This window comes from Gemmatimonas sp. (assembly GCF_031426495.1).
In the GTDB taxonomy this organism is placed as follows: Bacteria; Gemmatimonadota; Gemmatimonadetes; order Gemmatimonadales; family Gemmatimonadaceae; genus Gemmatimonas.
Genome location: NZ_JANPLK010000063.1, coordinates 38,544 through 64,157, shown reverse-complemented (window position 1 = coordinate 64,157; position 25,614 = coordinate 38,544). Strand labels below are relative to the sequence as shown.

Sequence of the window (25,614 nt, the reverse complement as noted above, 5' to 3'; positions counted from 1 at the left end):
AACCCCAACCCCCCCCGTATGCTGGGGGGGGGGAGTTCAACGGGTACATAGTCTTTTACCCCTGCCTACCAACGACTCTGACCCCTTGAACCGCCTACCAGCTCCCCACCTTCCCAGCGATCCACGCCATCGCCCGTGGATCCTTGTTTCGCGCCAGCGCCTGCACCGCCGTGCGCCGCAATTCCTTGTCGGGCAGCGACTCGGCCATCTTGATCAGCGCCGGCACCGCTTCGTCCGCCGGCCGTCGGCTGATCGTGTTGATCGCCGTACGCCGCAGCTCGCGATCACCGGGCTCGTAGGCAATCGAATCGAGGGTACTCGATACGCGATCGCCCACCACTTCCCCGAGCCAGTTCACGGCGCTCGACTTCACCTCCTGACTGCGTGAGTCGTCTTTCGCGATGCGCAGCAACGTGGGGGCTGCATCGATGGAATCTGCGAGTGTCGCAGCGGTGAGCGCGCCACGCGACGGCCGGTCGGCACCGCGCTCGGCTTGGCTCAGCAGCCACGTACCCGCCGCTACCGCCGATACGGCCCCGAGATCGGTGCTGCCCGTGTCCGCGCGCCATCGGCCACCAACGTACGTGCGGATCTCCTTCGTATCGCCGGCCTCGCGCACCACGACCACACGCACCGGGCCTTGCTCGCAGTTGTTCTCGACGTCGTTGCCGCCGTTCCACATGCCATTGAACTGCCCCGACCGCCCGCCATCGCGTGAGCGATACCAGCTATTGCCGTTACCGCACACCCCGCTCCGCGCCGCGAAGGTCAGGCGCACCCGGCCATCGCGGACCGCATCGATACGCGAGCCGATGGACTGCGCGTACGCGGAAGCAGACAGCGACGACGAGAGCACGAGCGTGACCGCGAGCGCGATGCCCTTCGTCGGGGCGTTCATCGGTCGATGATCTCCTGCAGCAGCGCCAGCGCACGCGGATCCTTGGTGCGCGTGAGCATGCTCACGGCGGCCTTGCGCAGTTCCAGATTCTTCTCGTTGCGCGCGACATCGATCAGCTTGTCGATGCCGGCGTTGTCGCGCATAGAGCCGAGTGAGCTCAAGACCTGTCGACGGATTTCGAGATCGGGGGACTTTTCGTAGATCGTGGTGAGTTGCGCCACCGTGGTGGCAAGCGCGGCGGCCGTGTTGCCGTTGGTGGTCGCCACCGACTGCCCGGTCAAGGTGCTCTTCACGCGGGCCTCCGCCCACATCGAATTGCTGCCAATCACCGACACGGCCATGCGACGAACGTCCATCGACTCGCGCTGGTTGATGGCGATCGCTACCAGGAACTCCCGCGACTCCTCGGTGCGCCGTGACGCGATCTGCGACAGCACGCGCGTCTTGAGCTGCTGCTCGTCAGCCTTGCCGTACATGTCCTTCAGGAATGCCATATTCTCGTCAGCGCTGCGACCGGCACCCGACAAATACCACTGCATGGCCTCACCGCGCAGCTCCACCGGGGAATTGCCATCGAGCGCGATCTCACGCAGCGTGGTGGCCGCCCGCGGCTGCTTCGACCGCGACAGCGCATACACCGCACGCTTGCGCAGGTCGAGATCGTCTCCACGACGCGCGAGGTCGATCAGCATGCCGGTGGCTTCGTCGGTGGGCACGTTGGCCATCCAGAACACCGCCTGCTCACGCACTTCCTTGTCGGGATCCGTCTTCGCCACGTTCATCAGGATCTCAGCGGCCTCCGGCTGCTTGCGCGACGCGACCAACCATACGGCGGTGCGACGGAGCTGCTGCGTGCAGGCTTCGCGACGCGCCAGCACCTTCTTGAGAATCGGCATCGCCTTGTCAGCATCCATCTGCGTCACGGCGTTGAGTGCATCAATGCGTTCATCGTCGTTGGCGCGCGGGCATCCATCACGCGTGGTACTTTCGGCACGACCCATGAGCGTCGATGCCATGGCCTGGTCGCCACGACGCGCCAGCACGCCCTCCATGCGAGCCCGCAGCGCGGCCGCATCACCGCGCGTAGCGGCCTTGGGAAACTTCTGGGCCTGCGTTTCGAGCGTGGCCAATGCTTCCCCGATGTTCTGGTCGCCGCCCAGACGCTGCAGCGCGAATGCCTGCCAGTAATACGCATCCGGCGTATAGGTACTGTTCGGATAGCGGCGCCAGATTTGATTAAACATGTCAGCCGCCTTGCGATACGCATCGCTCGAAAGCGCCTTGCGCGCTTCGCGATACAACGAGTCGGCCGGGTCGGCCTGCGCCCACGGTTCCGGCGCCTCAGTGCGATACCCACGCGACCGCGCCACCGACAATCCTGAGAGATTCATCACGCCGTCCACCGCGGCGAGTGCGCTCATCTCGACCATCGGCGCGAGCGCTGCCACATTCGCGCGGATCGCGTCGCGATCGATCGTCATCGCGATGCGCGCGGCATCGAGACCTGCGCGCGCCGCTTCCGCGCCGGCCCGTGCCGCACGCGAGGCCTCGCGTTCGATGTCGGCACGCCACACGGGATCCATGAAGGTGCCATCCATCCACCACCCGGAGGGGGCCGGCGCCGGCGCGGGCGCAACCGGCGCACGGGCCGGGCGCGGCGGGCGCGGCGGTTCTTGCGCGGTCAGGGTGCCGGCACAGATCGAGAGCGCGGCGGTAAAGCGGACAATGCGAGACATCAGTCTCCTCCGTAGGTCAGGCTGTTGATCGTTTCCTCGATCGGACGCGACGCCGTGACGATGGCGCGCACCCGCGGGAGGAGATTCGTTTCGCGAATGGTTTCCTTTGGCGCCCGTTGCGTCTCCGGCGCGGATCCGCGCGCCTGGATGATCTGCACGAGCACCAACTCAAGATCCTGCAGCAAGCGGCGCGTCCGTTCGTCACGCAGTTGCGGTGCATCAATCAGCAGTCGCGTGGTGCTGAGCAGATCGCGCGCCCACGCCGACACGTCGGCACCGGGACCCATTGAGGGATCCTGATCGCGTACCGTGGTGAGCAACGCCACCGTGCGGGCGAGATGCTCGCCCATCGCCACGCGCACCGGATCACTCGACTGTGGCAGCTCGGCCAGCGCGTCCGGACCGAGCCCCGCGCCCTGGCGGGCACGTTCGTTCGAGAGCGGAACGCTGTCCGTTGCGGCCACCATCGTCGGTGCCGCCGGTACGACGTAGCGACCGATCGCCACGCCACCCACCAGCACCGCCGCAATCGCGGCGACACGTGTCCAGGGAAACACACGCGTCACCGGCGACGAGGACATCGCACCGGGTGCAGCGCGACGGTCACGGTTGATTCGCGCCCACATCATCTCGCGCGGTACGACCACGTCGGCGTCGAGTTCGTCGGCCGCCTCGCGTGCCAGTTCGAGCATCCACGGCTCGAGCGGCGTATCCGGCTGATCATCCTCGGGCGTACGGTGCTGCTCTGGTCGATCGGTCATGCCAACTCCTTGCCGAGCTGTCGGGGGGCGAAGGCGGCCAACGCCACCCGCAGCTTTTCTCTGGCACGGAAGAGCTGTGACTTGCTGGTGCCGATCGCGACCCCGAGCGCCTCACCGATCTCCTCATGCGTGAACCCTTCCACGTCGTGCATCATGAACACGGCGCGCGTGCCGGCGGGAAGGGCCTCGATCGCGGCCTTCAGGCGAACCTTGAGATCCGGTTCGCACTCCACCGACGCATGCGCCACGGTCGTCGCTTCCTCGAGGGGCGCCGCGAAGGCATCGCGGCGTTTCTGGGTACGCAGACCGTTCAACGTGATCGAAACGGCGATCGTGTGCAGCCAGCTCGACAAGGCGGAGTCGCCGCGGAACTGTTCGATCCGGCTGAAGGCCCGGATGAAGGTGTCCTGCGTCCACTCCTGGGCCAGCTCAGGGCGGCCGCTCATTCGGAGAATGAGTCGGTACACGCGGTCCACGTGGCGGTCGTAAAAATCCCGTTCCGCCGTGTGGTCCCCCGTCCTGAGCCGGTCAAGCAGTTCCGTGTCAGTCATGGACACTGCTGCCGCTCACTGTCGTCGTTTCGATACGCATGCATGTGCGAGTCAAAGACAGAGGGACTGTTCAAAGGGTTGCATGGGAATGAAACGGCCAACACCGTAGGAAGCAGGAAGGAGGGCATCAGGAGGCAGGGGGCAGGAGCCACGCGCGGCTCACCTGCTTCCTCCATCCTGAGACCCTCCCTCCTGCTTCCTGGGGTGTTGGCCGTGACCAGCCGTTCCCTGCTTACTAACGCTCGTACCGCGGAACCGCGACCGGCTGACCATGGGCCTGCGGCACCGGGATCGGCTCGGCCGCCCCGACACCCAGGCTCTTCCCCTTGTCGGACATCACGCGAGTGAGGAAGCGCTGCCCCTCGCCGATGCGCTCGACTTCGATGGCGATGGATTCCACGGCCTGTCCCATGGCGTCGAGGCGATCGGTCACGTCTTTCGGGATCGGGGCGATAACCGTGGCCCCCTTCTTCCAGATCCGGCGGGAATACGCGATCGCGAGCGGCATGAGCACCGCCAACGTGAAGACGATGGGGATAGCGATGATCTCTTCGGGCGGGCCGTTGCGCTCAGGCCGCGGCGGCTCCGTCGTGGCGCCGGGAATGGCAGAAGCCTGCGCCACGGCCGCGTCGGCCCTAGCCAACTGCTGATCAACCGACGAGATCCGCGCGTCCAGTTCCTTGATGCGCGCCTCGACGCCGGCCCGATCGGTGGCGCTGTTCGCGTCCCCGTCGCTGCGGAGTTCGTTCCGGAGGTCCTGACGTTGCGATTCCAGCCGTTCCAGCTGATTTCGCAGCTCACGACGCTGGGCCAGCGCGCCCTGATAGACCTCGGTCGGCGCTCCCGTGATCTGTCCCGTGGCCGTCTGCACCACGAACGGCACCGGCGGTGGCGTGGGTACGGTGGGCGGCGCGGGGACGGCTGGGACTTCCTGCATGAGATCGGCGATTGAGGTGCGTGCGGAACGTTCCACGTGGGATCTGAGTCCCCATCGGCTGTACGCCACGATCGTGTTCCGGTTTCAGCAACGCCAGCGCAGCGGTCCACCGGGACCCTTGCAACCTTGCCTGTTCGTGCGCCGTGCGTAAGGTCAAGGGATGAGACGCCACACGCCCATTTTGAAGCTCGTCGTCGTCGCCGGGGCTGCCGCCCTTGGCGTGGCCGCCTGCCGCCACGGCGTGGCCACGATGGCGCCGACCGGCAGCGCGAATGTCGAGCCGTTCCGTGCGCTCCCCGCGGCGCAATCGGCGAAGCTCCCCGAGCGCCTCGCCGACAGCACGTGGTGGCGCATGGTGCGCGATATGTCCGAACCCGGTGGCTATTTCCGCTCCGAGAACTTCGTGTCGAACGAGTTGGGGCTGCAGCACGTGATCGCGCGCTTGCGCGTCACGAGTCCTCCGGGCGGCGTGTACGTGGGTGTCGGGCCAGAGCAGAACTTCACGTACATCGCGGCGCTGCAGCCGCGCGTGGCGTTCATCGTGGACATCCGCCGCCAGAATCTGCTCCAGCATCTGTGGTATAAGGCCGTGTTCGAACTCTCGCCCACACGATCGGCCTTTCTCGCACGCCTGTTCGCACGACCGCTCCCCCGTGCCGCAAGTTCCGACCTGGCCGAGAGCGCGGACAGCCTCATTGCCCGACTCGACCGGCGCACGACCGATTCCGCGTACTTCCGGCGCACCTTCGCCGAGGTGCGCGATCACCTCGTGCGCACGCATGGCTTCGCACTCGACTCGGGTGACCTGGCGACGCTGCGCTACGTGGACAGCATCTTCTATAGCACCGGGCCGTCGCTGAACTACTCGAGCGGCAGCACCGGCGGCTTCGGCGGCGGGCGCGGATTCCGCGGCATGCCCACCTTCGCCATGATCGCGACGGCCACCGATCCCGGCGGCGCGAACCTTGGCTTTCTTGGTACCGACGCGTCGTATCAGATCGTGCGCGACTTGCAGCGACGCAATTTGATCGTCCCGCTGGTGGGAAACTTCGCCGGTCCGCGCGCACTGGCCCACGTGGGCGGGTGGCTGAAGGAACGGGACGCCCGGGTGAACACGTTCTACACCAGCAACGTCGAGCAGTATCTGTTTCAGCAGGGCGACGAGTGGAGTCGCTTCTACGCCAATGTGGCGGGCATGCCGCTGGATACCGCGGCGTCGTTCATCCGCTCGGTCACCAACAACCGATTTGGCGGCCAGCCGTCGGGCTTCCTGATGGGACAGCTCACCAGCCCCATCGTGTCGCTGGTCCGAGACGCGTCCAACGGCATCCTGTTCGGCTACGGGGACGTGATCGGGCGGTCGAAGTAAGAGTACGCTATCGATATCGGCGTATCATTAGGCTAAAAACCCGACCGAAACGCGCCCCACCGCTTGACCTTGCCCCCCGAAACGGCGATTCATTCAGGCTCGCCGAAACAGGCGACCGCATCGCATGGGTGAGCCCTCTGGGTTTTGCCCTGTCGATCGGACCCCATTTAGAAACGCGCTCCCGCCGGAAATGGTGGCGCATGCTGGAGTTACCATGAAGGAAGGCATTCATCCGCCGTACCATTCGGTGGTGTTCAAGGATTCATCCACAGGCGCGACGATTATCACGCGCTCCACGATGACGAGCGAGCAGAAGATCAAGATGGAAGACGGGAACGAGTATCCCCTCATCCTGCTCGAAATCACCGCCGATTCGCATCCGTTCTACACCGGCACGCAGCGCCTCATCGACACGCAGGGCCGTGTCGACAAGTTCAAGAAGCGCTACAACCGCTAAGTTGTGCGATGTGGTACGGAGAAGCCCGCGAGCACTGCTCGCGGGCTTTTTCTGTTCAGGCGCCCGGCGGCTCCATTCCCGTCATCCACGCCGTCGCGCCTAGCACCAGCGCGGCAATGAGCACCTCCCACACCACGGCACGTTGCACCGGAGCCTTCCCTGCCGACAGCCGTCGTCGCTGGGTGGCTCCCATGGCCAACACGACCAGAGCCAGCGCCACTTTCACGAGCAGCAAGCGCCCGTAGTCGCTTGCCAGGATGTCAGCCAACCCACTTGCGCCGACCCGACGCCACCCGCTCGCCACTCCCGAAAGCAACACCACCGGCGCCATCACGGTCGCGACGCGACTGAAGGCGCGCCACGCGGCGCTCGTTGGTTCGCCGGCGCCGACACCCGCCAATACCATCAGCACCAGTCCGCCGATCCACGCGCCCACGCCCGCCACGTGGACAGCGTCCACGAGGCGCGAGGCCAGTGGCCACGCTTCATCCGCCGCCGCATGTCCAAGGCCACCCATCGCCGCCGCGATGCCGAGCGCGGATAGCAGCAAAAGCAGCGACGTTGTCCGCGTGCCACGAAAGAGAAGCATGAGCGCGGTCAGGAGGCACGCAATCACGAGCAGCAGCCAACCGCGCCCCCATATGGTCTCGCGCAGCAGCCCCGGCAACTCAGCCGCTGTCAGCTCAAGCGCCTGTTGCTGCAACAACAACAACAGCACCGGCGCAATGATCAGCGAGCCTGCCGCGTACGAGAGCGCTCCCCGTACGGCAGGCGGCGACACACCCACGTCGTCGTCGAGAAACGTGAGGGTGCCCCGCCCGATGGCGATCGTCGCGCCGCCGTACAACAGCAGGCGGGCGAGTGGGGCCGCAAACTCCATGGGCGTCCCGTTTACTTGGCGGCGCCGACACGGAAGCCGAATGTCCCCTTCACGACATGTCCGTCCTTCGACATGGTGCGCCACGACACAACGTACCCTCCGGCGGCCAGCGCCGTCGTGACGTCGGCACGCAGGATCTTCGGCAGCGTCGGTTCGCGTCGGAGCGCGCCAAGCGCGATCGGTGCGCCGCCGTCCTTGGCGAGCGTCAACTTGGCCCCAGTGAGTTCGACGGCTTCACTGAGCTCGATCGTGATCTTCTCGGGCGAGCCCACGAGCACCGTATCGGCGGCCGGGAATGAGCGCACCAGCTTGAGATGACGCATCACCGCACCCGAGGCGAGTACGGGAGCGCTGAGCGCGAGCGCGGCAAACAGGACGGTCGATCGAACGAGTGCGCGAGACATCACGATGGCGGCTCCGGAGGCAGGAAGGGCGGGAAGGGCGGGAAGGGCGGAATGGATAAATCTGCTACACCACAGCACGCGAAGAAATGCCCTTGGCATGCCATCGACTGCGGCGTCCATGTCGGCTACGTCAGCGCCGCGATTCGCGACTCGAGATCGTCGAGTGACATACCCACGCCGATGAATAGCGCGGTCGCCTCGGCGTCGGCGTGCGGCGACGACTCATCGAGCTGCACCTTCTTCCGCCCCGGCACCCGGTTCCAGACGAACATGTCTGCGGGTTGATCGGCGAAGCGCACGAGCCCCTTGGCCCGCACGACCGCTGCCGGCAGGGCCTGCACGAAGGCCAGAAAGCGCGCCCGCTCCACCAATCGGGGAAGCGGCAAGGCGACACTGCCAAAGGGATGCGTGTGCCCTTGGCGATGGCGGTGCGCCGTGGCGACACCCTGCGGATCACGTCGCACCGTCCCACGCACCGACTCCGCCAGCGACTGCAGCGTGGCGGCGAACTCCTGCGGCGTGGTGAACGCGGCGCGGGCATTCACGGCGGCCACGCCCGCGTGGACTGCGTCGCGTCGCGTCGTCGAGAGTTTGTCGGTCCAGTTGAGATGCACGTGCGTGGCGGTCGTCGTCTGCGCCGCTTCGAGGCCGTTGTTCCACCACCGCTTCTGCCAGCGCGCCGCATCGATCACGGTGAGCTGCAACGGCAGCGTGAAGTGCGTGAGCGTGGTGTCGGTGGTGAGATAGCCCAGCAGCTCGTCGGTTTCGGTGGCACCGTTGGCCTCGATCAGCATCACACTGCCGGGATCGTGCGGCACCGCCTGCAGCGTATCGAGCAACTCACGCAGCGATCCACAGCACACGCATTCGCCATTCAACGGCGTGACCAGCGCCTCGAGCGCTCCGAGCCGCGCGGCGTCGATCGTTGCATTCTCGAAATCGTTCAGCACGATACGCACACGCACGCCGCGCTCGAGCAGCTGTGGAATGAGCGTGGTGAGAAAGCGCGTCTTGCCGGCGCCGAGGAAGCCGGCCATCAGCACGAGTGGAATCATGCGTGCGCCATGCGCAGCTCGCCCAGGAATCCGCGCGCGCCGCGTCGCAGCACCGACGCAGCGTAGAGCGCGGCGAGGGCGAGCACCGAGAACAGCTCGAGTGACGTGGTCGTTTCCAGCGAGGCCTGAGACAGTGTTGGCAGCGAAGCGGCGGGCAGCACGACGTTCACCAGCAAACCGATCGCGACGGCGGCGACAATCATTGCGGCGGCAAACACGTAGGCAAACCGCTGGCCATGCAGACGAGAGAGAATCCCGACCGTGGCCATGTTGGTGGCCGGTCCGGTGATCAACAGCGCGAGTCCGGCACCAGGTGAGACGCCGGCTGCGACGAGCACCGCCACCAGTGGCGTCGAGGCCGATGCGCACACGTACAACGGCAACCCGATCGCCGCGAAGAGCAACACATCGACACCGCTCGGCAGTCGCGTCATCCACGAGCCCTGCATCAGCGGCCCGAGCAACGCCGCAATGATGAGACCCACGAGAATCCACGGCGCCGTGTGATCGACCATATCGGAGAAGCCCGTGCGCATCGCCGTCTGCACGCGGCGGCGCATCGAGGGCGACACGACTGCCTCGACCAGCGGCAGCGAGCGTACCGCTGCGCGAGGCGCCGCGAGGCGCGCCATCACGAGCGCGACCACCAACGCCACGGTTGCGGCGGCGGCCACACGAACGACGGTGAACGGCGCCCCCAACAGTGGTACCGACATCAGTACTGCGTCGATGCCGAGTTCCGGCGTGGCGATGAGAAACGCCACGGCAGCCGCGGTGGAGACACCCTGCTTTACCAGCCCTTCATACAGGGGCACCACGCCACAGGAGCAGATCGGCAACGGTAAGCCCAGGGCCATGCCGGACAGCCCCTGTCGCAGCGTCGAGCCGCGATTCAGCCACGCGAGTTTCCCCGGTGCGACGAAGGCGTGCACGAGTCCAGCCATCAGGTACGCCACCAGCAACGCCGGCGCGCTTTCCATCGCCAGCCCTTGAAAGGTCGTCCACACCGTGCGCAACGACGCATCACCGTGACCATTCTGGCTGATGTGCAGCACCACCAACAGAGCGACACCGAGCAACGCGCCGATACCGTTGGGCACGCGCGTCTGAGCGTCGAGTTGGATCTCGTCGTGCGCCGCATCCACCGGGTCCGGGGTGCGGTGCGCGTGACGGTGATCGTGGTCGTGATGGTGCTCGTGATCGTGATCGTGGTCGTGACCATGATCGTGCGCCGGCGCAGTCGCCGGCGCATGGGCGTGGCCATGTTCGTCATCGTGCGCGTGCGAATGCGCCGGGTGCGCGATCACGTGCAGCAACGAACCACCGACGACCGCCTCAAACCACACGCCGGCCCGATCGGGCAGCACCGCGAAGATCGTGGGCTCGGCGAAGTAGCCCAGCACCGTAGTGAGCGCCATCAGCGAGAGCACGAACCAGGTGACCGACCGCGGGCGGTCGCTGAGCACCCACCACACCATGAGACTTACAGGGAGCTGGTGCAGCACGACGCCGTAGCCGATCAGGCTGGACGGATTGGCGTCCGACTGGGCCAGCGCACTGCCGTCGAGTGCTGAATGAATCGCCACGCCGACCAGCGCCAGCAGCAGCACGGCGGTATGCGTTTGCTGCACACCGAAGCGGAACAACCGCTCGGCCAGATTCGGCAGCGTGAAGCCAACCAGCATGAACAGCCCGGCCCACAGATCGCGGTGCTCAAGCGCATGCGGGATCACATCGAGCAGCACCAAGCCACCGATGGTGACCAGCACGAAGCCGTCGATGAAGGCCAGCATCTGCGGGCGGGCCTTGGCGGCCCGGGCCACGAGCGGTCCGGTGGCCAGCCCCGCCATACTGGCGAACAGTAGGGCGTGATTCATGACGGGTGCGCGTAGCACGAGTGCGCGTAGCGGCCGTGCGACCCGACCATCGACCGTGAAAGCGACATCCCGAATGATAGCCTTATTGCGAAGCCACTATCAAGTGGAAGGGACGGATGCCGTGGGGAGCGCCCGATTCGCCCTGCCCCAGACCCACCCACCAACCCCGACGCCCAAAATCGCGGCAGCCACCGTATCGCTCAGAAAGTGCCCCATCGCCAGCACACGAGTCGCGGCACATCCCACGGCTAACGAATACCACAGCCATCGGGCGCGCGGATACAGATGCGACAGCACCGCCGCACCCGTGAACGCCACCAGCACATGACTGCTCGGCATGCCCATCCCGCGATTTGACAGCGGCCCCTCGGCGAACGGGCGGAACACGTACTCGAAGATGTCAGGGTTGGGGCGCAACCGGCGTATCGAAAGCTTCAGGAGTTCCGCGATCCCACCGCCGAGTGCCGGACCGAGAATCAGTGCCCATGCGTACGCGGCGCGACGCGGATGGTCACGCTGCTGCAACCAGAATCCCAGCGCGATCGCGCCCCATGTGGGGAGATATCCCATCGATCGGAGCAGTCGCCCCCAGTCCTTGTCGTTCACCGTCAGCAATCGGGCGGATCGCCACGCCGAGGCGTCGAGAGCATGGGCCACGGCGATGGCGACCACGGCAAGGATCAGCAGCCGAATCCATCGGGATCGTTCGGAAGTGGCGGACGTCATGAACGCGAAATCAACGCGGCGCCAGCCCTACACGCCACTCGGTCGCCAGGCATATTTGACAGATGGAACGCAACACAAAACAGCGCGATGCGATCCGGCAGGTTTTCGAGGTGACGCCCCGACCGCTGGGACCCACCGAGGTGCTCGAAGCCGGTCGGGAGCAGATGGCGACCCTTGGCATCGCCACCGTGTATCGCACGATCAACGCGCTGGTGGGCAGCGGATGGCTAGTGCCGGTGGAACTCCCCGGCGAGGCGCCGCGCTACGAGCGCGCGGGCATCGAACATCATCACCACTTCCGTTGCCGCACTTGCTCGCGCGTCTTCGAGATTCACGGCTGCCCGGGCGATTTGCGCGAGTTGACACCGGCGGGATTCCGGCTGGAATCGCACGACGTCACGTTGTACGGCCAGTGTGCGCGATGCGCCGTCGCGTGAGTCTTGCGACCGTGCGTCTCACGGGCGTGGTGCGTCAACGCGTGCTGCTGGCGAGCACCGTGCTGTTCACCGCGTGCGATCTTGCCGGCGGCTTCAAGGGCATGGCCGTCGATCCACCGCGCGACATGCCCTCGTTCGCGTTTACGCGCGCCGATGGCACGCGCTTCACCACGTCGCCGGAACCAGGCCGGCCGTTGGTGCTGTTCTTCGGGTACACGCACTGTCCCGACGTGTGCCCCACCACGCTCGCCGACTGGAAGCGCGTGCGCGCCAAGCTGGGCGACGAGGCAAAGGCGGTGCGCTTCGTGTTTGTCACGGTCGATCCCGAGCGGGACACGCCGGCGGTCGCCGAGCGTTACGCACGGATGTATGACAGCGCGTTCGAGGGAGTCTCCGGCGACGCGATCACGACCTCTCGCATGATGGAGGCGTTCGGCGTCGCGGCGGCGCGCGAGGCCGGCACCGACGCCACCGGCTATCTGGTCAGTCATTCGTCACAGGTCTTTCTCGTGGATTCGCACGGCAAGCTGGTGGCGCTGTACCCTTTCGGAACGGGGTGGGACGCCTTGGCGGCCGACCTCGCGCGGTTGCTCTGATGTCGCCTGCTGTCCCCATGCGGCACTCCCTGCTCGTTGCCGTCGCCAGCCTGGCGGCTGCGGTGCTGAGCGCTTGCACGACCCGCTCCTTGCCACCAGTCCCGCGCGTGGAGGTGCGACAGAGCTGGGCGCGCATCGCCGACTCCGGCGCGACGAGCGGCGCGTACATGGAGATCGGCAACAACGACACGGTGTCGATTACCTTGGTCGGCGCCTCAACGCCTGACGCCGAGGCCGCCGAGGTGCACGAAACGATGCAGCAGGACGGCACGGCGCACATGATGCCGCGTCCCGAGCTCCGTATTCCGGCCGGCGATGTCGTAAAAATGGCGCCGGGGGGCTTGCATGTGATGTTGGTCGACGTGCGCCGCGCGCTGGCGGTGGGCGACAGCGTGCGGCTCACCCTGCGTTTCAGCGACAGCACCGATGTAGTGGTGGCCGTGCCGGTCAGAACGCCATGACGGGGACGTTCACCGCCCCGCGCCTCGCGATGCTGCTCGCCGTTGTCACGCTGAGCGTCGTGCTGGCATGGTTCAGCTGGCCGCGTCCGGATACAGTCATCCGGGTGACGCGTGGCGGCGTGGCGATGGTCACCGACGCATATGGTCGGTCGGCGCCGCTGGGCGACACGGTCTATGTGGGCGGCGGTGGCTCGCGCCGTACGATTCGTGTGGTCAATGAAGACACGGTCAAACATCAGCTGGCGATGTTCAACATCCCAGCTGGTGAGCAGACCGAATACACCGTGCCACCCGGTACTTTTGGTGGCGCCTGCTCGGCGCATCCCAGCGGCAAGCACCTCACGTTCGTTATCCGGTGAGCAGCCTCATGGTCGACCCCACGGCATCGTTTGACGCGGCCGAAACGCGCGGGATTGATGCTGCACTCGATGAGGAGCTGCAGGCGCTGCAGAGCGCCGGCCTGCGCCGTACGCTGCGCCAGGTGCACCAGCGCCGTGCCGGCACCGTGCTCCTCAACGGCGAGCGCATCGCCGACTTCGCGTCGAATGACTATCTCGGACTCGCCGCCGATGCGCGCCTCGCGCGCGCAGCAACTGCCGTGTTGCAGGCGGAAGGCGTGGGCGCCGGCGCGGCGCGGCTGATCTCGGGGAATCATCCGATTCACGAGGCGCTCGAGCGTTCGCTCGCACGCTTCAAGGGCTGTGAGCACGCGCTGCTGTTTCCGTCGGGCTATATGGCGAACATCGGTGCCATCCCGGCGCTCGTCGGCGCAGGTGACGTGATCTATTCCGACGCGTTGAGTCACGCCTCGCTGATCGACGGATGCCGGTTGTCGAAGGCGACCATCCGCGTGTTTCCGCACGCCGACGTCGACGCACTGGCCGCGATGCTGGAGGCCGATCGTCATGAGTTCCGGCGGGCATTGATCGTGGTGGAAGGGATCTTCTCGATGGACGGCGATCTCTTTCCGCTCGATCAGCTTGTGCCGTTGGCGCGACGATACGATGCGTGGACGTACGTGGACGATGCGCACGGCACCGGCGTGCTGGGCGCGACCGGGGCGGGGTCGGTTGAGCATTTTGGCGTGACCGGACAGATCGACGTGGTGGTGGGCACACTCGGCAAGGCCATGGGCACGTCGGGTGCGTACGTGGCCGGCTCGCAGGTGCTGGTGGATTACCTCACGAGTCGCGCGCGGTCATTCATCTTTACCACGGGAGCTCCGGCGGCGATCTCCGCGGCAACGTTGGAATCGCTGCGGATCGTGCAGGTGGAGTCGTGGCGCCGTGACGCGGTGCGCCAGCGGGCCACACACCTGCGCGGCCGACTGCGCGCGGCCGGCCGCGAGGCTCCCGGCATGCCCGACGGCCACATCGTTCCCATCATGATCGGTGATCCCATGCTCACGATGCGCTTCGTGGCCGACCTGCGTCGTCGTGGATTTCTGGTCGGTGGCGTGCGTCCGCCCACGGTGCCGGCCGGCACGTCGCGCTTGCGCATCTCGGTCTCGGCCGTGCACCCGATGGAACTCGTGGACAACCTGGCCGCCAACCTGATCGACGCCATGCGCGGGATGCCCGTATGAGTTCGCAGTATGACGACGACGGTTTCGACCTCGAGGAGAATTCGGTCGACGATCTCGAAGGGTTCAGCGACGGCATCGATCGCGATGACGACGAGGCGACCGTACAGACGGCGGCCGATCTCGTGCTGTTGCACGATGCGGCGCATGTGTGGCATCCGTACACGCAGCATCATCAGGCGCCGCTGCCGGTCGCGATCGTGCGCGCCAAGGGAGCCTGGCTGTACGACGCCACTGATCGTCCGATTCTCGACGCCATTTCGTCGTGGTGGGTCACCACGCACGGGCATTGCCACGACGACATCGTCGACGCGATCACCGACCAGGCGAAGCGGCTGGATCAGGTCATCTTCGCGGGATTCACACACGAGCCGGCGGCGGCGCTCGCCGCGGAACTCGTCCAGCGGTTGCCGCGCGGGTTGTCGAAGATCTTCTTCTCCGACGATGGGTCGACAGCGGTGGAAGTTGCCATCAAGTTGTCGCTGCAGTCATTCGCCAATCGCGGCGCGCCGCGACGTCTGATCGCCGCGCTCGACAACGCGTATCACGGCGACACCTTCGGCGCGATGGCGGCAAGCGGACGCGGCGTGTTCACGCAGATGTACGAGCCACTGCTGTTCGAAGTCGCGCGCCTTCCCGATCCGTCGGTTGGCGATACCATCGCGGCACTCGACGTACTCATCGCGGAACGGGGCACGGAGTTGGCGGCGGTCATCGTGGAGCCGCTGGTGCTTGGGGCGAGCGGCATGCGCGTGTGGGATGAGCTGGTGCTGCAGGAGATCCGGGAGCGCACCGCGGCGGCCGGTGTGCATCTCATTGCCGACGAAGTCCTGACTGGCTTCGGGCGTACCGGCCCGCTGTTCGCGTGCGAACGCGCCGACGTGCGTCCCGATCTGCTGTGCATGTCGAAAGGACTGACCGGCGGTGTGCTGCCGCTTGGCGCGACCGCCTCGACCGAGGACATCTTCGACGCGTTCCGCAGTGCCGACCGAGCCAAGACGTTCTTTCACGGGCACTCGTACACGGCCAATCCCATCGCTTGCGCCGCGGCGCTGGCGTCGCTCGAGCTGTTCGACGAGGAATGCGAGGATGACCGGGTGCGCATCGAAGTCGCACACGCGCGTCATCTCGAGGCGCTGCGCGGCGCAGATGGCGTACGCGCCGTGCGACAGATCGGTACTATTGCCGCTGTGGAGCTGGACGCGCCCGCCGGCTATCTCAGCGACATCGGCCGGGAGCTCGCGGCCTACGCGCTGCAGGAAGGCGTGTTGCTGCGCCCGCTGGGCAACGTGGCGTACTGCCTGCCGCCGTATTGCATCACCGACGACGAGCTCGACCTCGTGTATGGGGTGATCCATCGCTTTCTTGGCGGCGCGCGTGCCGATGCGCTCACCACAGGCGGACCGGTCGATGACTAGGCCAATGGCGACGTCGACGTCGCGTCCGATACGGCTCGGGGTGACCGGTACCGATACCGGCATCGGCAAGACGGTCGTGTCGTGTGCGCTGGCCGCCCGCGCTCGTGTGCTTGGCCTTCGCGTGGCGGCGATGAAGCCGATTGAAAGCGGTATTGTGGAACGCCCGGTGTCGGAGAGTGGGCTCGCCTCCGACGCCGACCGTTTGCGCGCGGCGTGCGGGTCGTTGTTGCCGCTGTCGGTCGTGCGTCCGTACCTGCTCGAAGAGCCGCTGGCACCGATGATTGCGGCGGCGCGCGCCAACGTGGAGATCGACTTCGACGTACTCGACGCGGCACTGGCGCAGGTCGAGCAGCACGTCGAGATCGTGCTGGTCGAGGGCGCCGGAGGTCTGCTGGTACCGATCGACCTCCGCGTGTCATATCTCGATCTGTTCGCGCGCTGGCAGACGCCGCTGCTGCTGGTGGCGGGCAACAAGCTCGGTGTGCTGAACCATGTCCTGCTCACGGTGCGCGCGGCGGAAGTAGCGGGCGTTCCGATACGGGCCATCGTGCTCACGGCTTTGTCCGACCGTGACGCCTCGGTGGCGGAAGCCACGAATTTCGATGCGCTCGTGACGCTGCTGCCGCATTACACGATTCTGCGTTTTCCGTGGGTCGATCGTCCCGATGATCTCGATGCACTCGCGACCGCAGCCGAAGTCGGCGGTCTCGACGTGCTGCTTGCCCCTCTTTCTCCATGATCACCATGTCGTCCGGATTCTCTGACTGGCAACTTCTCGCCGACCGTGCGCTGGCCGGTGAGGTCATCACGCGTGAACAGGCCCATGCCGTGCTGTCCGCTCCTGATGATCAGCTGCTCGACCAGCTGGCGGCGGCGTACCGCGTGCGGCGCGCCACATGGGGCAATCGCGTGCGGTTGCACTTCCTGCTCAACGCGCAAAGCGGCCTCTGCCCGGAAGACTGCGGCTACTGCTCGCAGTCGAAGATCTCGACCGCCGAAATCGAGAAGTATCCGATGATGGCGCAGGAGAAGATCATGGAAGCGGCCGACCGCGCGGCGCAACTCAAGGCGGGCACGCTGTGCATGGTGATCTCGGGTCGTGCGCCCGGTGAGACCGTATTCAACAAGGTGCTCGACGCGGTGCGCGCGGTGCGCGCGAAGCACGATCTCAAGGTGTGTGCCTGTCTCGGACTGCTGAACGAGGAGCAGGTGCTGCGCCTGAAGGAAGCCGGCGTGGAAACGGTGAACCACAACCTCAACACCTCGGCCAACTTCACGCCGGAAGTGGTCGGCACGCACACGTTCGAAGACCGCGTGAACACGGTGGAAGCGGTGAAGGCCGCCGGCATGAAGACGTGCAGTGGCGGCATTCTGGGCATGGGCGAGAGCGACGACGATGTGATCGATCTCGCGCTGTCGCTCCGCGAGCTCGATGTGAAGAGCGTGCCGGTGAATTTCCTGATCCCGGTGCCCGGCACGTCGTTCGCCGGCATTCGCGAACTCGATCCGCGCCGTTGCCTGCGCATTTTGTCGCTGTATCGCTTCCTGCTGCCGACGCAGGAAATTCGCGTGTCGGGCGGCCGCGAAGTACATCTGCGCAGCATGCAGGTGATGGGCCTGTATCCCGCCAACTCGATTTTTGTGGGTGACTATCTCACCACGCAGGGGCAGACGGCGCGCGACGATCTGCGCATGATCGAAGACGCCGGCTTCGTGCTCGAGACGCCGGATGGTGCGCCGCTGGTGGGTGATCCGTTCGAGGGCGTACCGGACTCGTATCCGCGGGCGGCGCTGCCGATGGTGGAAGTCTGATATCATGACCATCGCCGATATCCGCACCGAATACCGCCGCGCGTCACTCTCGGAGGACGACGTCGCGGCCGATCCCATGGCGCAGTTCTCACGCTGGTTCGAGGAAGCGGTGAAGGCCGCCGTGATCGAGCCGAACGCGATGTGCCTCGCGACGGCGACGCCCGATGCGTATCCGTCGGCCCGTATGGTGCTCTTGAAGGGCTGTGATGCGCGGGGCTTCGTGTTCTACACCGACTACCGCAGCCGGAAGGGACAGGAGCTGGCCGACAACCCGCATGCATCACTGTGCTTTTTCTGGGCGGAACTCGAGCGGCAGGTGCGCATCAACGGCGCGGTGCAGCGGGTCAGCCGCGCCGAGTCGGATGAGTACTTCCAATCGCGACCGCTCCCCAGCCGGGTGGGCGCCTGGACGTCGCATCAGAGCATGGTGCTCGCCGATCGCTCGGTCCTCGAGCAGCAGCTCGCGACGAACGAAGAACGCTTCGCGAGCGGACAGGTGCCCTTACCGGAGCACTGGGGCGGATTCCGGATCATTCCCGAAGAGATCGAGTTCTGGCAAGGCCGCGAGAGTCGCCTGCACGATCGTATCCAGTTTCGTCGCGTGGCGGGGGCGTGGGTGAAACGCCGTCTGTCGCCGTAGCGGCGCGATCGACGCATGCGTTTCCTGCTACGCGCGGTGCTGTTCGCGGCCGTGACACTCTCCAGCGCCGCAGGGACGCGTGCGGCGATGGCCCAGGGCACGCCGCTCCATGCGGTATCGGCGATGACGTGCAGCGCTGGTCAGGTGGCCAAGGCTCCCGTGCTGCGATGGCAGGGCGATGCAGCACTCAAGTGGGCGACGTGGAACGTAGTGCTCGGCCCGCGACGCGTGTCGGCCCGCATCGTGGTGGTCGATGTCGACCCGGCGCGCGTGGCGCTGAGCCTCGACCTGGCGCGAGACGGCAGCGTCCTCGCGCCATGGAGGCTGGACGCCGCGCCCGACACGGCACTGCTGGCGATGAACGCCGGCCAATTCACCGACGAGGGCCCGTGGGGATGGGTCGTGCATCGCGGGCGAGAGTGGCAACGACCCGGGATCGGCCCGCTGTCGGGTGCATTCATGGTGGACAGCGCGGGTCGCGTACGGATCGTGGCGGCGCGCGCCATCGATAGCGTGCAGGCCGCGGGCCGTATCCGGGAGGCCCTGCAGTCGTTCCCGATGCTGCTCGAGCAGGGACGAGCGTCACGCGTGTTGTGCGACCCCACGGCGACCCTCGACCGCAACCATCGCGATATTCGACTAGCACTCGGGCTTCGGGACGACGGCCACGTGCTCGTCGCGCTCTCGCGCTACGATGGAGCGGGTCGGTTCGCCGAACGATTACCGATCGGACCGACCACGATGGAAATGGCGGAAGTCATGCGCCAGCTTGGCGCCGTCGACGCGCTCATGCTGGACGGCGGATTATCCGCGCAGCTGCTGCTCCGCGACGGTGCGGTCACGCACCGCTGGGACGGGTTGCGCAGCGTTCCGCTCGCACTGGTGGGGCACCGCATTCCGTAGCGAGGGTTCGCGCTCGACTCACTGTGGCGGACACAGCCGAGCGCCGAACTTGCGTTGGCTAGCGGAACCGATTGATTCAAGTAGTGGGACCACATTTTCATTGCATATCAGGAGTCTCTCATGCCTGCCTTTCCCGTTGGTCGTCGCCTGGTGCTGTCGCGTGTGGTGCGCGCGTCCGGGATCGCCGTGCTGCTCGCGATGCCTGCCTCGGATGCGCACGCGCAGTTTGGCAAACTCAAGAAGATGGGTGCCGATGCGATCAAGGACAAAGCGAAGGAAAAAGTCGCTGGCAAAGAGACGCCCGAGGCGGCGAAGTCCGGCACGGCGAGCGAGGGCGTCAAGTCTACTGCGGCCGACTCCAAGCCGGTGAACATGGCCATCAATTCCTCCCAGCTCGATCTCATGCTGGCGGCGCTCGCGCCGATGGCCGCCGACGCCGAGAAGGCCACGCAGGCCAGGAAGTTGAAGACGGATCACCTGGCAAAAAACAAAGCCGCCGAGAAGTGCATGCAGGACGGACAGGTGGCCATGAGCGCTGGCCGCATGCCGGCCCCCACCGCTGCCGGCCAAGCACGGTCGGTGCAACTGAGCAAGGAAGCCGAACGACTGCAACTCGTGGCGAACGCGGCGCTTGCCGACGGGAACAGGCGCACGTGGGCCTTTGCGCAGGACAGTGCCTCCGCCATGCAGATGCAGGCCGCAGTGCTCGGAATCGGTTTCAAGTGCGACTTCGCGATCACGCCGCCTGCGGTGATGGAACGGGAATACGGAACGTACGGTATGTCAGGCGACCTGCCTGTTGGACAGTCGTCGGTGCCCGCGAGCGCCCGCGCCACGTTCACGAAGTATCAGTTCTCGCTTTTGCGTGAACGTATTGCGCTTTTTGCGTTACTCAGCGTCGACCCCACGCTCAAGGCTGGTAAGCAAGGCGTCTTTGATGACGAGGAGCGCGCGGCGCTGACCGCGCGCATGGCCGACATTCAAAAGCTGCTCCCGTTTTTCAAGAACGGCACCTTGCGTTGGAAAACCGAGGAAGACCTGTCGACCTGGTAATCGTCTGTCTGCCCACCGGTTGACGGGAACTGTTCGCGTGATTCGTGGGTTCCGCGTGCATGTCACAGACATCGCACGCGGTTCTCATTTTCGGGGCAACCGGCGGCATTGGCGCCGCCCTCGCCCGTCGTCTTGCCCATACGGGCACGCCCCTGTTTCTCACCGCTCGTCGTGAGGAGCCGCTCGCTGCGCTCGCCGCCGAACTGGGGGCGGCGTACGCCACCAGCGATGCGACGGACTGGAGCGAGATCGATCGCGTGGCCGACCTCGCGCGCGAGCGCTTCGGCAGCGTCGGCGGCATGGCCAACTGCGTGGGCTCGTTGATCCTCAAGCCCGCGCATCTCACCAAGTTCGAAGAGTTTCAGCAGACAATCGCGCAGAATCTCACGAGTGCGTTCGGGGTCGTGCGCGCCGCGGTCCGCGTGATGCCTGAGGGCGGTGCCGTCGTGTTGTGCAGCACGGCCGCGTCGCGCATCGGGCTCTCGAATCACGAGGCGATCGCGGCCGCGAAAGGCGGCGTGAACGGACTCGTGCTCTCTGCGGCCGCCACCTACGCGTCGCGCGGACTCCGGGTCAACGCGGTCGCGCCAGGGCTGGTGGACACACCGCTCACGGCTCGTATCACGGGCTCGGCACCGGCGGTGCAGGCCTCGCAAGCGATGCATGCTCTTGGTCGCATCGGTCAGCCAGACGATGTGGCCAGCCTGATGGCCTGGCTACTCGGACCCGACGCCACGTGGGTGACGGGACAGCTGTACGGGGTTGACGGCGGACTCGGCACGCTGCGCTCCAAGTAGCGGAACGCGAGGACGCTCGCCGTCGGGCGCCACGTGGTTACTGCGTGGCGCCCTTCGTTGGCACTTCGCCCACGAGGAACGGTGTCATCGTGGGCGCGACCGCTCCCGCTGATGATTCTTCCGTCACGGCCAGCAGCGTGATGCCGCTGGTCGTAGTCGGCAATTCGACCGACGCCACGATGGCACGACCGTCATCGCCGGGTGTGAACAGCTTGAGCGGTACCGGCTTGCCGTCGCGGATCATCCACAGCATGTAGGCGCGATCGCTGGCCACCGGCGCGAGGCCGTACGCATTCACGACCGCCTTGCCTTCGCGCACGTTCCAGAAGACCTGCATGCCGGGACCGGCCGGCTGCGCCGGATTGAGATTCACCAGTACCACATTGCCGCGTCCTGCCAGCAACGTTTGTAGCGTCTTCTCTCGCTCGGCCAGCTTGGCCTCGGTACGGACGATCAGCGCATTGTCCTGCGACGCCCGATCCTCGAGCACCTTGGCCTGATTGCGGAAATCGACCGCGATCACGACCGACGCCGCGAGGGCCGTGCCGAGTACCCCTGCGGTCCACCATGCCGTGCGTGCGGTGCGCCGCGCCGAGAGCTCGGTGATCGCCGTTGGCGTGGGAGGCGTGACCGCACGCGTGGCCTGGCTCTTCGGCGATTGCCGAACGGCCTCAGCCCGCTTGGGAGTGGCGGGCACCGCCTCGGCACGTCGCGCCATCGCCAGTTCACGCACGTTATCGGTGACCGATTCGCGTGGCGTCTCGATGGCCGCCACCACCGGCTCGACCACCGGCTCGACCACACGCTCGATGACCGACGCGACCACCGGCACGCTCGGCTCGGACACGTTGAGCAACGCCGCCCGCTTCTCGGCAGCGATACGCTCCATCATGCGCACCTTGAGTCCCGGCGGTGGCACCACCGGTTGCGCGGTCGCCATCAATTCGGCGGCTGCACGATGCGTGACCAGATCGCGCTCGAGCGTTGCCCGATACTCGGGAAGCTGCAGCCCACGCTCGAACGCCGCGCGCTCGTCGGCATCGAGCATACCGAGCGCGAACGACGGCGCGAGGTCGCGCAACTGTTCGAGGGTGAGTGGCGTCATATCGTTCATGATACGCTCTCCGGTGCCAGTCCGGACAACGCATCGCGCAGCTTCTGCATCCCGAGTCGAATTCGAGTTTTGACCGTGCCCAGCGGTTCACTGAGACGATCCGCCACTTCGTGGTGTGTCAATCCTTCGAAGAAGGCGAGTTCGATGGCCTGCCGTTGCGGTATCGGCAGCTGGTCCAGCGCCGACTTCACCGCCACGGCCCGTTCCGTCTCCTGTACCTGTACATCAGGTGCCGCGAAGCCGCTGCCCATCGCGGCCGGCTCGTCGAGCGTGGCCGTGGCCGTGTCGGTCATCTTCGCGCGACGTCCGCGCGCCCGGATCAGATCGAGCGCCCGCGTCCGCGTGATCGTGGTGAGCCAGCCAGCCACCGAACCGCGCGACGTGTCGTAGCGGGCGGCATCGCGCCACGCCTGGGCAAACGCGTCGAGCACCACTTCCTCGGCATCCGCCGGTTCGCCAACGACGCGCAACGACAGACCGTACATCACGGCCCCGTGGCGATCGTACAGCATGGACGCCGCACGTTCATCCCCCTGCGCCATTTCGGCGATCAGTTGGACGTCCAGCGGCTCGGCAGCGTCAGCGAGAGGCACGTAAGAGTTAGAGAAACTGGTGTTGAACGAGCGCCCGTGTCGGGCGACCCGGTGATGGCCGCGGGCAACGAACCCTCGTGCAAAGTATTCGGTATCCAGATGACTGGATAGACCGGGAGAATAGGTCGAAAAGGCGAGCGTTCTCTGGACGGCGTGTGTCATGTCACCAGTACTACGCGCCTCACCTGCCGCCGGATTGCTGCGCCCGTCGTTCCGGGCGATTAGCTCTGCTCGGCCAGCTCCTCGCGTAGTTTGACGTAACTCTCGTAGCGTCCCCTGCCCACCGTGCCGTCGCGAATGGCCGCCTTGATCGCGCACTCCGGCTCGACGGTATGCGTGCAGTCGGCGAACCGGCAGTCGTGGATCAAGGGACGGAACTCCGGGAAACACTGGGCGATCTCGCGGGCGTCGATGCCCCAGAGGCCCACCTCGCGCAATCCCGGGGTATCGGCCACGAACCCGCCACCCGGCAGCGGATGCAAGACCGCGCCGACGGTGGTGTGTCGCCCCTTGTTCACGCTATCACTGATCTCGGCCGTTCGCAGATCGAGCCCCGGGAACAGCCGGTTCATCAATGACGACTTGCCGACGCCCGACGGGCCAGTCAGCGCCGAGTCCTTTCCTGCGACCTCGTCGTGCAGTTCCTCGAGCCCTTCGCCCGTAACGACGCTGACGAGGTGCAGCGGATAGCCCGCCTTCACGAACTCGTCGAACCGCTCGCGGATCGTGCTCGCATCAACCAGGTCGATCTTGTTGATGATGATCCGCGCGGCGAGTCCGTTCGCCTCGGCGATCACCAGAAAGCGATCGAGCATGCGCGGGTGCGGCTCCGGACGCGCGGCGGCGAACACCACCAGCACCTGATCGAGATTGGCGACGATGATACGTTCGCCGCGTGCGCCGGCGGGGGCGCGCCGCGCGAGCTTGCTGCGCCGCGGATGGATGCGGTCGATGGCCCACGAATCACTGTCGGCGACGCGGCCGATCGTGACACGATCCCCGACGGCGAGTTTGAGGGAGCCGTGTGCTTCGTGTTTCAGCCGTCCGCGCAGGGACACGTCAAACAAGGCCCCGTCGTCGGTGCGCACCTGCCAGATGCCGCCGGTGCCCTGCATGACCACGCCGTCGAAGGTGCCGTCGAAGGTATCGTCAGTCACGGCGTCTGCCCCCGGATCAGCCCATCGAGCGTCGCCTTCACCGTGCCGAGCGCCATGCCGCCCAGCTGATGGCGAATGACCGCCTCACTGGCCCCGGTGATCAAAAAGCCGGTCTCGAGATGTCCCTGCACTTCCGGTTCACCGAATCCCCATTTGACGAACATCAGGTACGCACCCCAGGGCGCCGAGCGGTCGCCGGTGGTATCGGTAAGGATGTCCGCGGAGTACGCGTGCCCATCCACCCCTTCGAAGGCGGCAGGACGCTTATGGACGGCCATGTAGCCGCCCAGCGTGCGCTCGTCTCCCGCGTCATGATCGGCGGGAAGGTGGTGTCCGTGATGTTCGGTCAGCGGGAGAATGACTCTTTCACGATGTTTCCCGCCATGAACGCAATGTTGGCCGGACGCTCGGCCAGACGCCGCATGAGATACGGGTACCACTGGCTACCGAACGGCACGTACACGCGCATGCGGTAGCCTTCCTTCACGATCTGTTCCTGCAAATCGCGGCGGACGCCGAAGAGCATCTGGAACTCGAAGCGCTCGGCGGCAATGCCGCGTTCCTTTGCGAAGCGCTTGGCTTCGTTGATGATCAGTTCGTCGTGCGTCGCAATTCCGGGATAGTTGCCGTGCTCCATCAGTCGATGCATGGCCTCGACGTAGTTGCGATCGACATCGGCCTTATCGGGAAACGCGACGGTGGCCGGCTCCAGGTACGCGCCCTTGCAGATGCGCACTCGGCACTTGAGTCGGTTGGCGCGTTCCACATCGTCGAGCGTGCGACGCAACGAGCTTTGCAGCACCACGCCGACATTCTCGGGATAGTCCGGGTAGAGCTTTTGCTCGAAGGTGTCGAGCGTGCGATCGGTATACGCGCTCGACTCCATGTCGAGCCGCACGAAGCTCTTGTACTGCTTCGCGCGATCGAGCACCTGGCGAACCACGTCCAGGCCAAGTTCGTCCGAGATGTCCTGTCCGAGCGCGGTCAGCTTCACTGACACATTCGCCTGCAGCTTCTTCTGTTCGATGCGATCGAGAATCTCGAGATACTGCCGTCCCGTCTCACGGGCTTCGGTTTCGCTCGAGACCGACTCGCCAAGCAAATCGAGTGAGGCGGAGATGCCCTTGGCGTTCAGCTGCTCGACGGCAGTGAGCGCGGTCGCGATGGTTTCGCCCGCGACGAATCGCGACGCCATCTTGCGCGCGAAGCCGACGTTCTTGACGAAATCGAAAATGCGCTGTTGGCGCGAGAGGTACAGCAGGGACGAACGAAGCATGCGGCGCGGAGACGCGGAGTTCAGCAGAAGGGGAATCGCGCGTCGCCAAGTCTTTAGACCGGACGGCGCGGAACGGCTACCACCAGAATATACCCACGTGCCCGACGCCAGTGTGCGGAAAGGC

At 66.0% G+C, this 25,614-nt stretch carries 29 protein-coding genes; 14 read left to right on the top strand and 15 right to left on the bottom strand.

What is annotated here, in order from left to right; genetic code table 11:
• Nucleotides 1-94 precede the first annotated feature (94 nt).
• The 5 genes from RMP10_RS16555 to RMP10_RS16535 all read right to left on the bottom strand — a co-directional run bounded on the left by RMP10_RS16555 (nt 95) and on the right by RMP10_RS16535 (nt 4,919).
• A complete protein-coding gene (locus tag RMP10_RS16555) occupies nt 95-898 on the bottom strand; it encodes a HEAT repeat domain-containing protein (protein ID WP_310571284.1) in 804 nt (267 codons plus the stop codon).
• Nucleotides 895-2,634 (bottom strand): HEAT repeat domain-containing protein, encoded by a 1,740-nt coding sequence (locus RMP10_RS16550; protein WP_310571283.1) that lies wholly within the window; start codon nt 2,632-2,634, stop codon nt 895-897. Before RMP10_RS16550 ends, RMP10_RS16555 begins: the two co-directional genes overlap by 4 nt.
• Nucleotides 2,634-3,395 carry a hypothetical protein gene (locus RMP10_RS16545; RefSeq protein ID WP_310571282.1) on the bottom strand — a complete coding sequence of 254 codons (762 nt, stop codon included), beginning with the start codon at nt 3,393-3,395 and terminating at the stop codon, nt 2,634-2,636. Before RMP10_RS16545 ends, RMP10_RS16550 begins: the two co-directional genes overlap by 1 nt.
• Complete coding sequence (locus tag RMP10_RS16540) at nt 3,392-3,946, bottom strand: sigma-70 family RNA polymerase sigma factor (protein ID WP_310571281.1); 555 nt, start codon at nt 3,944-3,946, stop codon at nt 3,392-3,394. Before RMP10_RS16540 ends, RMP10_RS16545 begins: the two co-directional genes overlap by 4 nt.
• 235 nt (nt 3,947-4,181) lie before the next feature.
• Nucleotides 4,182-4,919 carry a hypothetical protein gene (locus tag RMP10_RS16535; protein WP_310571280.1) on the bottom strand — a complete coding sequence of 246 codons (738 nt, stop codon included), beginning with the start codon at nt 4,917-4,919 and terminating at the stop codon, nt 4,182-4,184.
• A 124-nt stretch (nt 4,920-5,043) separates the two neighbouring features.
• On the opposite strand from RMP10_RS16535, the gene RMP10_RS16530 reads away from it, so the two are divergent.
• Both RMP10_RS16530 and RMP10_RS16525 read left to right on the top strand, forming a co-directional pair.
• Nucleotides 5,044-6,252, top strand: a complete 1,209-nt coding sequence (locus tag RMP10_RS16530) for a hypothetical protein (RefSeq protein WP_310571279.1) — start codon at nt 5,044-5,046, stop codon at nt 6,250-6,252.
• Between the two features lie 214 nt (nt 6,253-6,466).
• Entirely contained in the window at nt 6,467-6,709 is a 243-nt protein-coding gene (locus tag RMP10_RS16525; RefSeq protein ID WP_171227402.1) for a type B 50S ribosomal protein L31, read from the top strand.
• A gap of 55 nt (nt 6,710-6,764) precedes the next feature.
• Here the strand turns inward: RMP10_RS16525 and RMP10_RS16520 are convergent, their stop codons facing one another.
• From RMP10_RS16520 to RMP10_RS16500, 5 genes are all read right to left on the bottom strand, one after another.
• Nucleotides 6,765-7,589, bottom strand: coding sequence for a CopD family protein (locus RMP10_RS16520; RefSeq protein WP_310571278.1), 825 nt, complete (start codon nt 7,587-7,589; stop codon nt 6,765-6,767).
• A gap of 11 nt (nt 7,590-7,600) precedes the next feature.
• Nucleotides 7,601-7,993, bottom strand: coding sequence for a copper resistance protein CopC (locus tag RMP10_RS16515; protein ID WP_309672387.1), 393 nt, complete (start codon nt 7,991-7,993; stop codon nt 7,601-7,603).
• A gap of 125 nt (nt 7,994-8,118) precedes the next feature.
• Nucleotides 8,119-9,048 (bottom strand): GTP-binding protein, encoded by a 930-nt coding sequence (locus RMP10_RS16510; RefSeq protein ID WP_310571277.1) that lies wholly within the window; start codon nt 9,046-9,048, stop codon nt 8,119-8,121.
• Complete coding sequence (locus RMP10_RS16505; protein ID WP_310571276.1) at nt 9,045-10,925, bottom strand: permease; 1,881 nt, start codon at nt 10,923-10,925, stop codon at nt 9,045-9,047. The genes RMP10_RS16510 and RMP10_RS16505 overlap by 4 nt, the downstream gene beginning before the upstream one ends.
• A 99-nt stretch (nt 10,926-11,024) precedes the next feature.
• Nucleotides 11,025-11,651, bottom strand: a complete 627-nt coding sequence (locus RMP10_RS16500) for a phosphatase PAP2 family protein (RefSeq protein WP_310571275.1) — start codon at nt 11,649-11,651, stop codon at nt 11,025-11,027.
• A gap of 62 nt (nt 11,652-11,713) precedes the next feature.
• Here RMP10_RS16500 and RMP10_RS16495 point away from each other — a divergent pair, with 62 nt between their 5' ends.
• From RMP10_RS16495 to RMP10_RS16440, 12 genes are all read left to right on the top strand, one after another.
• Nucleotides 11,714-12,088 carry a transcriptional repressor gene (locus tag RMP10_RS16495; protein WP_310571273.1) on the top strand — a complete coding sequence of 125 codons (375 nt, stop codon included), beginning with the start codon at nt 11,714-11,716 and terminating at the stop codon, nt 12,086-12,088.
• Nucleotides 12,073-12,684, top strand: a complete 612-nt coding sequence (locus RMP10_RS16490; RefSeq protein ID WP_310571272.1) for an SCO family protein — start codon at nt 12,073-12,075, stop codon at nt 12,682-12,684. The genes RMP10_RS16495 and RMP10_RS16490 overlap by 16 nt, the downstream gene beginning before the upstream one ends.
• Nucleotides 12,685-12,701: 17 nt before the next feature.
• Nucleotides 12,702-13,145 carry a copper chaperone PCu(A)C gene (locus RMP10_RS16485; RefSeq protein WP_310571270.1) on the top strand — a complete coding sequence of 148 codons (444 nt, stop codon included), beginning with the start codon at nt 12,702-12,704 and terminating at the stop codon, nt 13,143-13,145.
• The gene (locus RMP10_RS16480) at nt 13,142-13,504 is read left to right on the top strand and encodes a hypothetical protein (protein ID WP_310571269.1); all 363 of its coding nucleotides are present in this window, start codon (nt 13,142-13,144) and stop codon (nt 13,502-13,504) included. Before RMP10_RS16485 ends, RMP10_RS16480 begins: the two co-directional genes overlap by 4 nt.
• 8 nt (nt 13,505-13,512) lie before the next feature.
• Complete coding sequence (gene bioF, locus RMP10_RS16475; protein ID WP_309672378.1) at nt 13,513-14,730, top strand: 8-amino-7-oxononanoate synthase; 1,218 nt, start codon at nt 13,513-13,515, stop codon at nt 14,728-14,730.
• Nucleotides 14,727-16,145 carry an adenosylmethionine--8-amino-7-oxononanoate transaminase gene (locus RMP10_RS16470; RefSeq protein ID WP_310571268.1) on the top strand — a complete coding sequence of 473 codons (1,419 nt, stop codon included), beginning with the start codon at nt 14,727-14,729 and terminating at the stop codon, nt 16,143-16,145. The genes bioF and RMP10_RS16470 overlap by 4 nt, the downstream gene beginning before the upstream one ends.
• On the top strand, nt 16,138-16,884 hold the full coding sequence (gene bioD / locus RMP10_RS16465) for a dethiobiotin synthase (RefSeq protein WP_310571267.1): 747 nt from the start codon (nt 16,138-16,140) through the stop codon (nt 16,882-16,884). The genes RMP10_RS16470 and bioD overlap by 8 nt, the downstream gene beginning before the upstream one ends.
• A gap of 5 nt (nt 16,885-16,889) precedes the next feature.
• Nucleotides 16,890-17,957 (top strand): biotin synthase BioB, encoded by a 1,068-nt coding sequence (gene bioB, locus RMP10_RS16460; RefSeq protein WP_345785814.1) that lies wholly within the window; start codon nt 16,890-16,892, stop codon nt 17,955-17,957.
• Nucleotides 17,958-17,961: 4 nt separating this feature from the next.
• Entirely contained in the window at nt 17,962-18,597 is a 636-nt protein-coding gene (pdxH, locus tag RMP10_RS16455) for a pyridoxamine 5'-phosphate oxidase (RefSeq protein ID WP_310571266.1), read from the top strand.
• A gap of 15 nt (nt 18,598-18,612) precedes the next feature.
• Nucleotides 18,613-19,500 (top strand): phosphodiester glycosidase family protein, encoded by an 888-nt coding sequence (locus RMP10_RS16450; protein ID WP_310571265.1) that lies wholly within the window; start codon nt 18,613-18,615, stop codon nt 19,498-19,500.
• Nucleotides 19,501-19,620: 120 nt separating this feature from the next.
• A complete protein-coding gene (locus tag RMP10_RS16445; protein ID WP_310571264.1) occupies nt 19,621-20,553 on the top strand; it encodes a hypothetical protein in 933 nt (310 codons plus the stop codon).
• 59 nt (nt 20,554-20,612) lie between these two features.
• Nucleotides 20,613-21,350 (top strand): SDR family oxidoreductase, encoded by a 738-nt coding sequence (locus tag RMP10_RS16440; RefSeq protein ID WP_310571263.1) that lies wholly within the window; start codon nt 20,613-20,615, stop codon nt 21,348-21,350.
• A gap of 37 nt (nt 21,351-21,387) precedes the next feature.
• Here the strand turns inward: RMP10_RS16440 and RMP10_RS16435 are convergent, their stop codons facing one another.
• The 5 genes from RMP10_RS16435 to RMP10_RS16415 form a co-directional block, all read right to left on the bottom strand.
• Nucleotides 21,388-22,464, bottom strand: a complete 1,077-nt coding sequence (locus RMP10_RS16435) for an anti-sigma factor (RefSeq protein ID WP_310571262.1) — start codon at nt 22,462-22,464, stop codon at nt 21,388-21,390.
• Nucleotides 22,461-23,057, bottom strand: a complete 597-nt coding sequence (locus RMP10_RS16430) for a sigma-70 family RNA polymerase sigma factor (RefSeq protein WP_309672368.1) — start codon at nt 23,055-23,057, stop codon at nt 22,461-22,463. Before RMP10_RS16430 ends, RMP10_RS16435 begins: the two co-directional genes overlap by 4 nt.
• A 221-nt stretch (nt 23,058-23,278) precedes the next feature.
• Nucleotides 23,279-24,214 carry a ribosome small subunit-dependent GTPase A gene (gene rsgA, locus RMP10_RS16425; RefSeq protein WP_310571261.1) on the bottom strand — a complete coding sequence of 312 codons (936 nt, stop codon included), beginning with the start codon at nt 24,212-24,214 and terminating at the stop codon, nt 23,279-23,281.
• Nucleotides 24,211-24,492: a hypothetical protein gene (locus RMP10_RS16420; RefSeq protein WP_309672366.1), complete on the bottom strand. Its 282-nt coding sequence runs from the start codon at nt 24,490-24,492 to the stop codon at nt 24,211-24,213. The genes rsgA and RMP10_RS16420 overlap by 4 nt, the downstream gene beginning before the upstream one ends.
• 68 nt (nt 24,493-24,560) lie before the next feature.
• Nucleotides 24,561-25,490: a proline dehydrogenase family protein gene (locus tag RMP10_RS16415; protein WP_310571260.1), complete on the bottom strand. Its 930-nt coding sequence runs from the start codon at nt 25,488-25,490 to the stop codon at nt 24,561-24,563.
• Nucleotides 25,491-25,614 lie beyond the last annotated feature (124 nt).

Coding starts and splice junctions, on each gene's coding strand:
- RMP10_RS16555 (WP_310571284.1), bottom strand. CDS start 898: ATGAACGCCCCGACGAAGGGCATCGCGCTCGCGGTCACGCTCGTGCTC.
- RMP10_RS16550 (WP_310571283.1), bottom strand. CDS start 2,634: ATGTCTCGCATTGTCCGCTTTACCGCCGCGCTCTCGATCTGTGCCGGC.
- RMP10_RS16545 (WP_310571282.1), bottom strand. CDS start 3,395: ATGACCGATCGACCAGAGCAGCACCGTACGCCCGAGGATGATCAGCCG.
- RMP10_RS16540 (WP_310571281.1), bottom strand. CDS start 3,946: ATGACTGACACGGAACTGCTTGACCGGCTCAGGACGGGGGACCACACG.
- RMP10_RS16530 (WP_310571279.1), top strand. CDS start 5,044: ATGAGACGCCACACGCCCATTTTGAAGCTCGTCGTCGTCGCCGGGGCT.
- RMP10_RS16525 (WP_171227402.1), top strand. CDS start 6,467: ATGAAGGAAGGCATTCATCCGCCGTACCATTCGGTGGTGTTCAAGGAT.
- RMP10_RS16520 (WP_310571278.1), bottom strand. CDS start 7,589: ATGGAGTTTGCGGCCCCACTCGCCCGCCTGCTGTTGTACGGCGGCGCG.
- RMP10_RS16515 (WP_309672387.1), bottom strand. CDS start 7,993: ATGTCTCGCGCACTCGTTCGATCGACCGTCCTGTTTGCCGCGCTCGCG.
- RMP10_RS16510 (WP_310571277.1), bottom strand. CDS start 9,048: ATGATTCCACTCGTGCTGATGGCCGGCTTCCTCGGCGCCGGCAAGACG.
- RMP10_RS16505 (WP_310571276.1), bottom strand. CDS start 10,925: ATGAATCACGCCCTACTGTTCGCCAGTATGGCGGGGCTGGCCACCGGA.
- RMP10_RS16500 (WP_310571275.1), bottom strand. CDS start 11,651: ATGACGTCCGCCACTTCCGAACGATCCCGATGGATTCGGCTGCTGATC.
- RMP10_RS16495 (WP_310571273.1), top strand. CDS start 11,714: ATGGAACGCAACACAAAACAGCGCGATGCGATCCGGCAGGTTTTCGAG.
- RMP10_RS16490 (WP_310571272.1), top strand. CDS start 12,073: ATGCGCCGTCGCGTGAGTCTTGCGACCGTGCGTCTCACGGGCGTGGTG.
- RMP10_RS16485 (WP_310571270.1), top strand. CDS start 12,702: ATGCGGCACTCCCTGCTCGTTGCCGTCGCCAGCCTGGCGGCTGCGGTG.
- RMP10_RS16480 (WP_310571269.1), top strand. CDS start 13,142: ATGACGGGGACGTTCACCGCCCCGCGCCTCGCGATGCTGCTCGCCGTT.
- bioF (WP_309672378.1), top strand. CDS start 13,513: ATGGTCGACCCCACGGCATCGTTTGACGCGGCCGAAACGCGCGGGATT.
- RMP10_RS16470 (WP_310571268.1), top strand. CDS start 14,727: ATGAGTTCGCAGTATGACGACGACGGTTTCGACCTCGAGGAGAATTCG.
- bioD (WP_310571267.1), top strand. CDS start 16,138: ATGACTAGGCCAATGGCGACGTCGACGTCGCGTCCGATACGGCTCGGG.
- bioB (WP_345785814.1), top strand. CDS start 16,890: ATGTCGTCCGGATTCTCTGACTGGCAACTTCTCGCCGACCGTGCGCTG.
- pdxH (WP_310571266.1), top strand. CDS start 17,962: ATGACCATCGCCGATATCCGCACCGAATACCGCCGCGCGTCACTCTCG.
- RMP10_RS16450 (WP_310571265.1), top strand. CDS start 18,613: ATGCGTTTCCTGCTACGCGCGGTGCTGTTCGCGGCCGTGACACTCTCC.
- RMP10_RS16445 (WP_310571264.1), top strand. CDS start 19,621: ATGCCTGCCTTTCCCGTTGGTCGTCGCCTGGTGCTGTCGCGTGTGGTG.
- RMP10_RS16440 (WP_310571263.1), top strand. CDS start 20,613: ATGTCACAGACATCGCACGCGGTTCTCATTTTCGGGGCAACCGGCGGC.
- RMP10_RS16435 (WP_310571262.1), bottom strand. CDS start 22,464: ATGAACGATATGACGCCACTCACCCTCGAACAGTTGCGCGACCTCGCG.
- RMP10_RS16420 (WP_309672366.1), bottom strand. CDS start 24,492: ATGGCCGTCCATAAGCGTCCTGCCGCCTTCGAAGGGGTGGATGGGCAC.
- RMP10_RS16415 (WP_310571260.1), bottom strand. CDS start 25,490: ATGCTTCGTTCGTCCCTGCTGTACCTCTCGCGCCAACAGCGCATTTTC.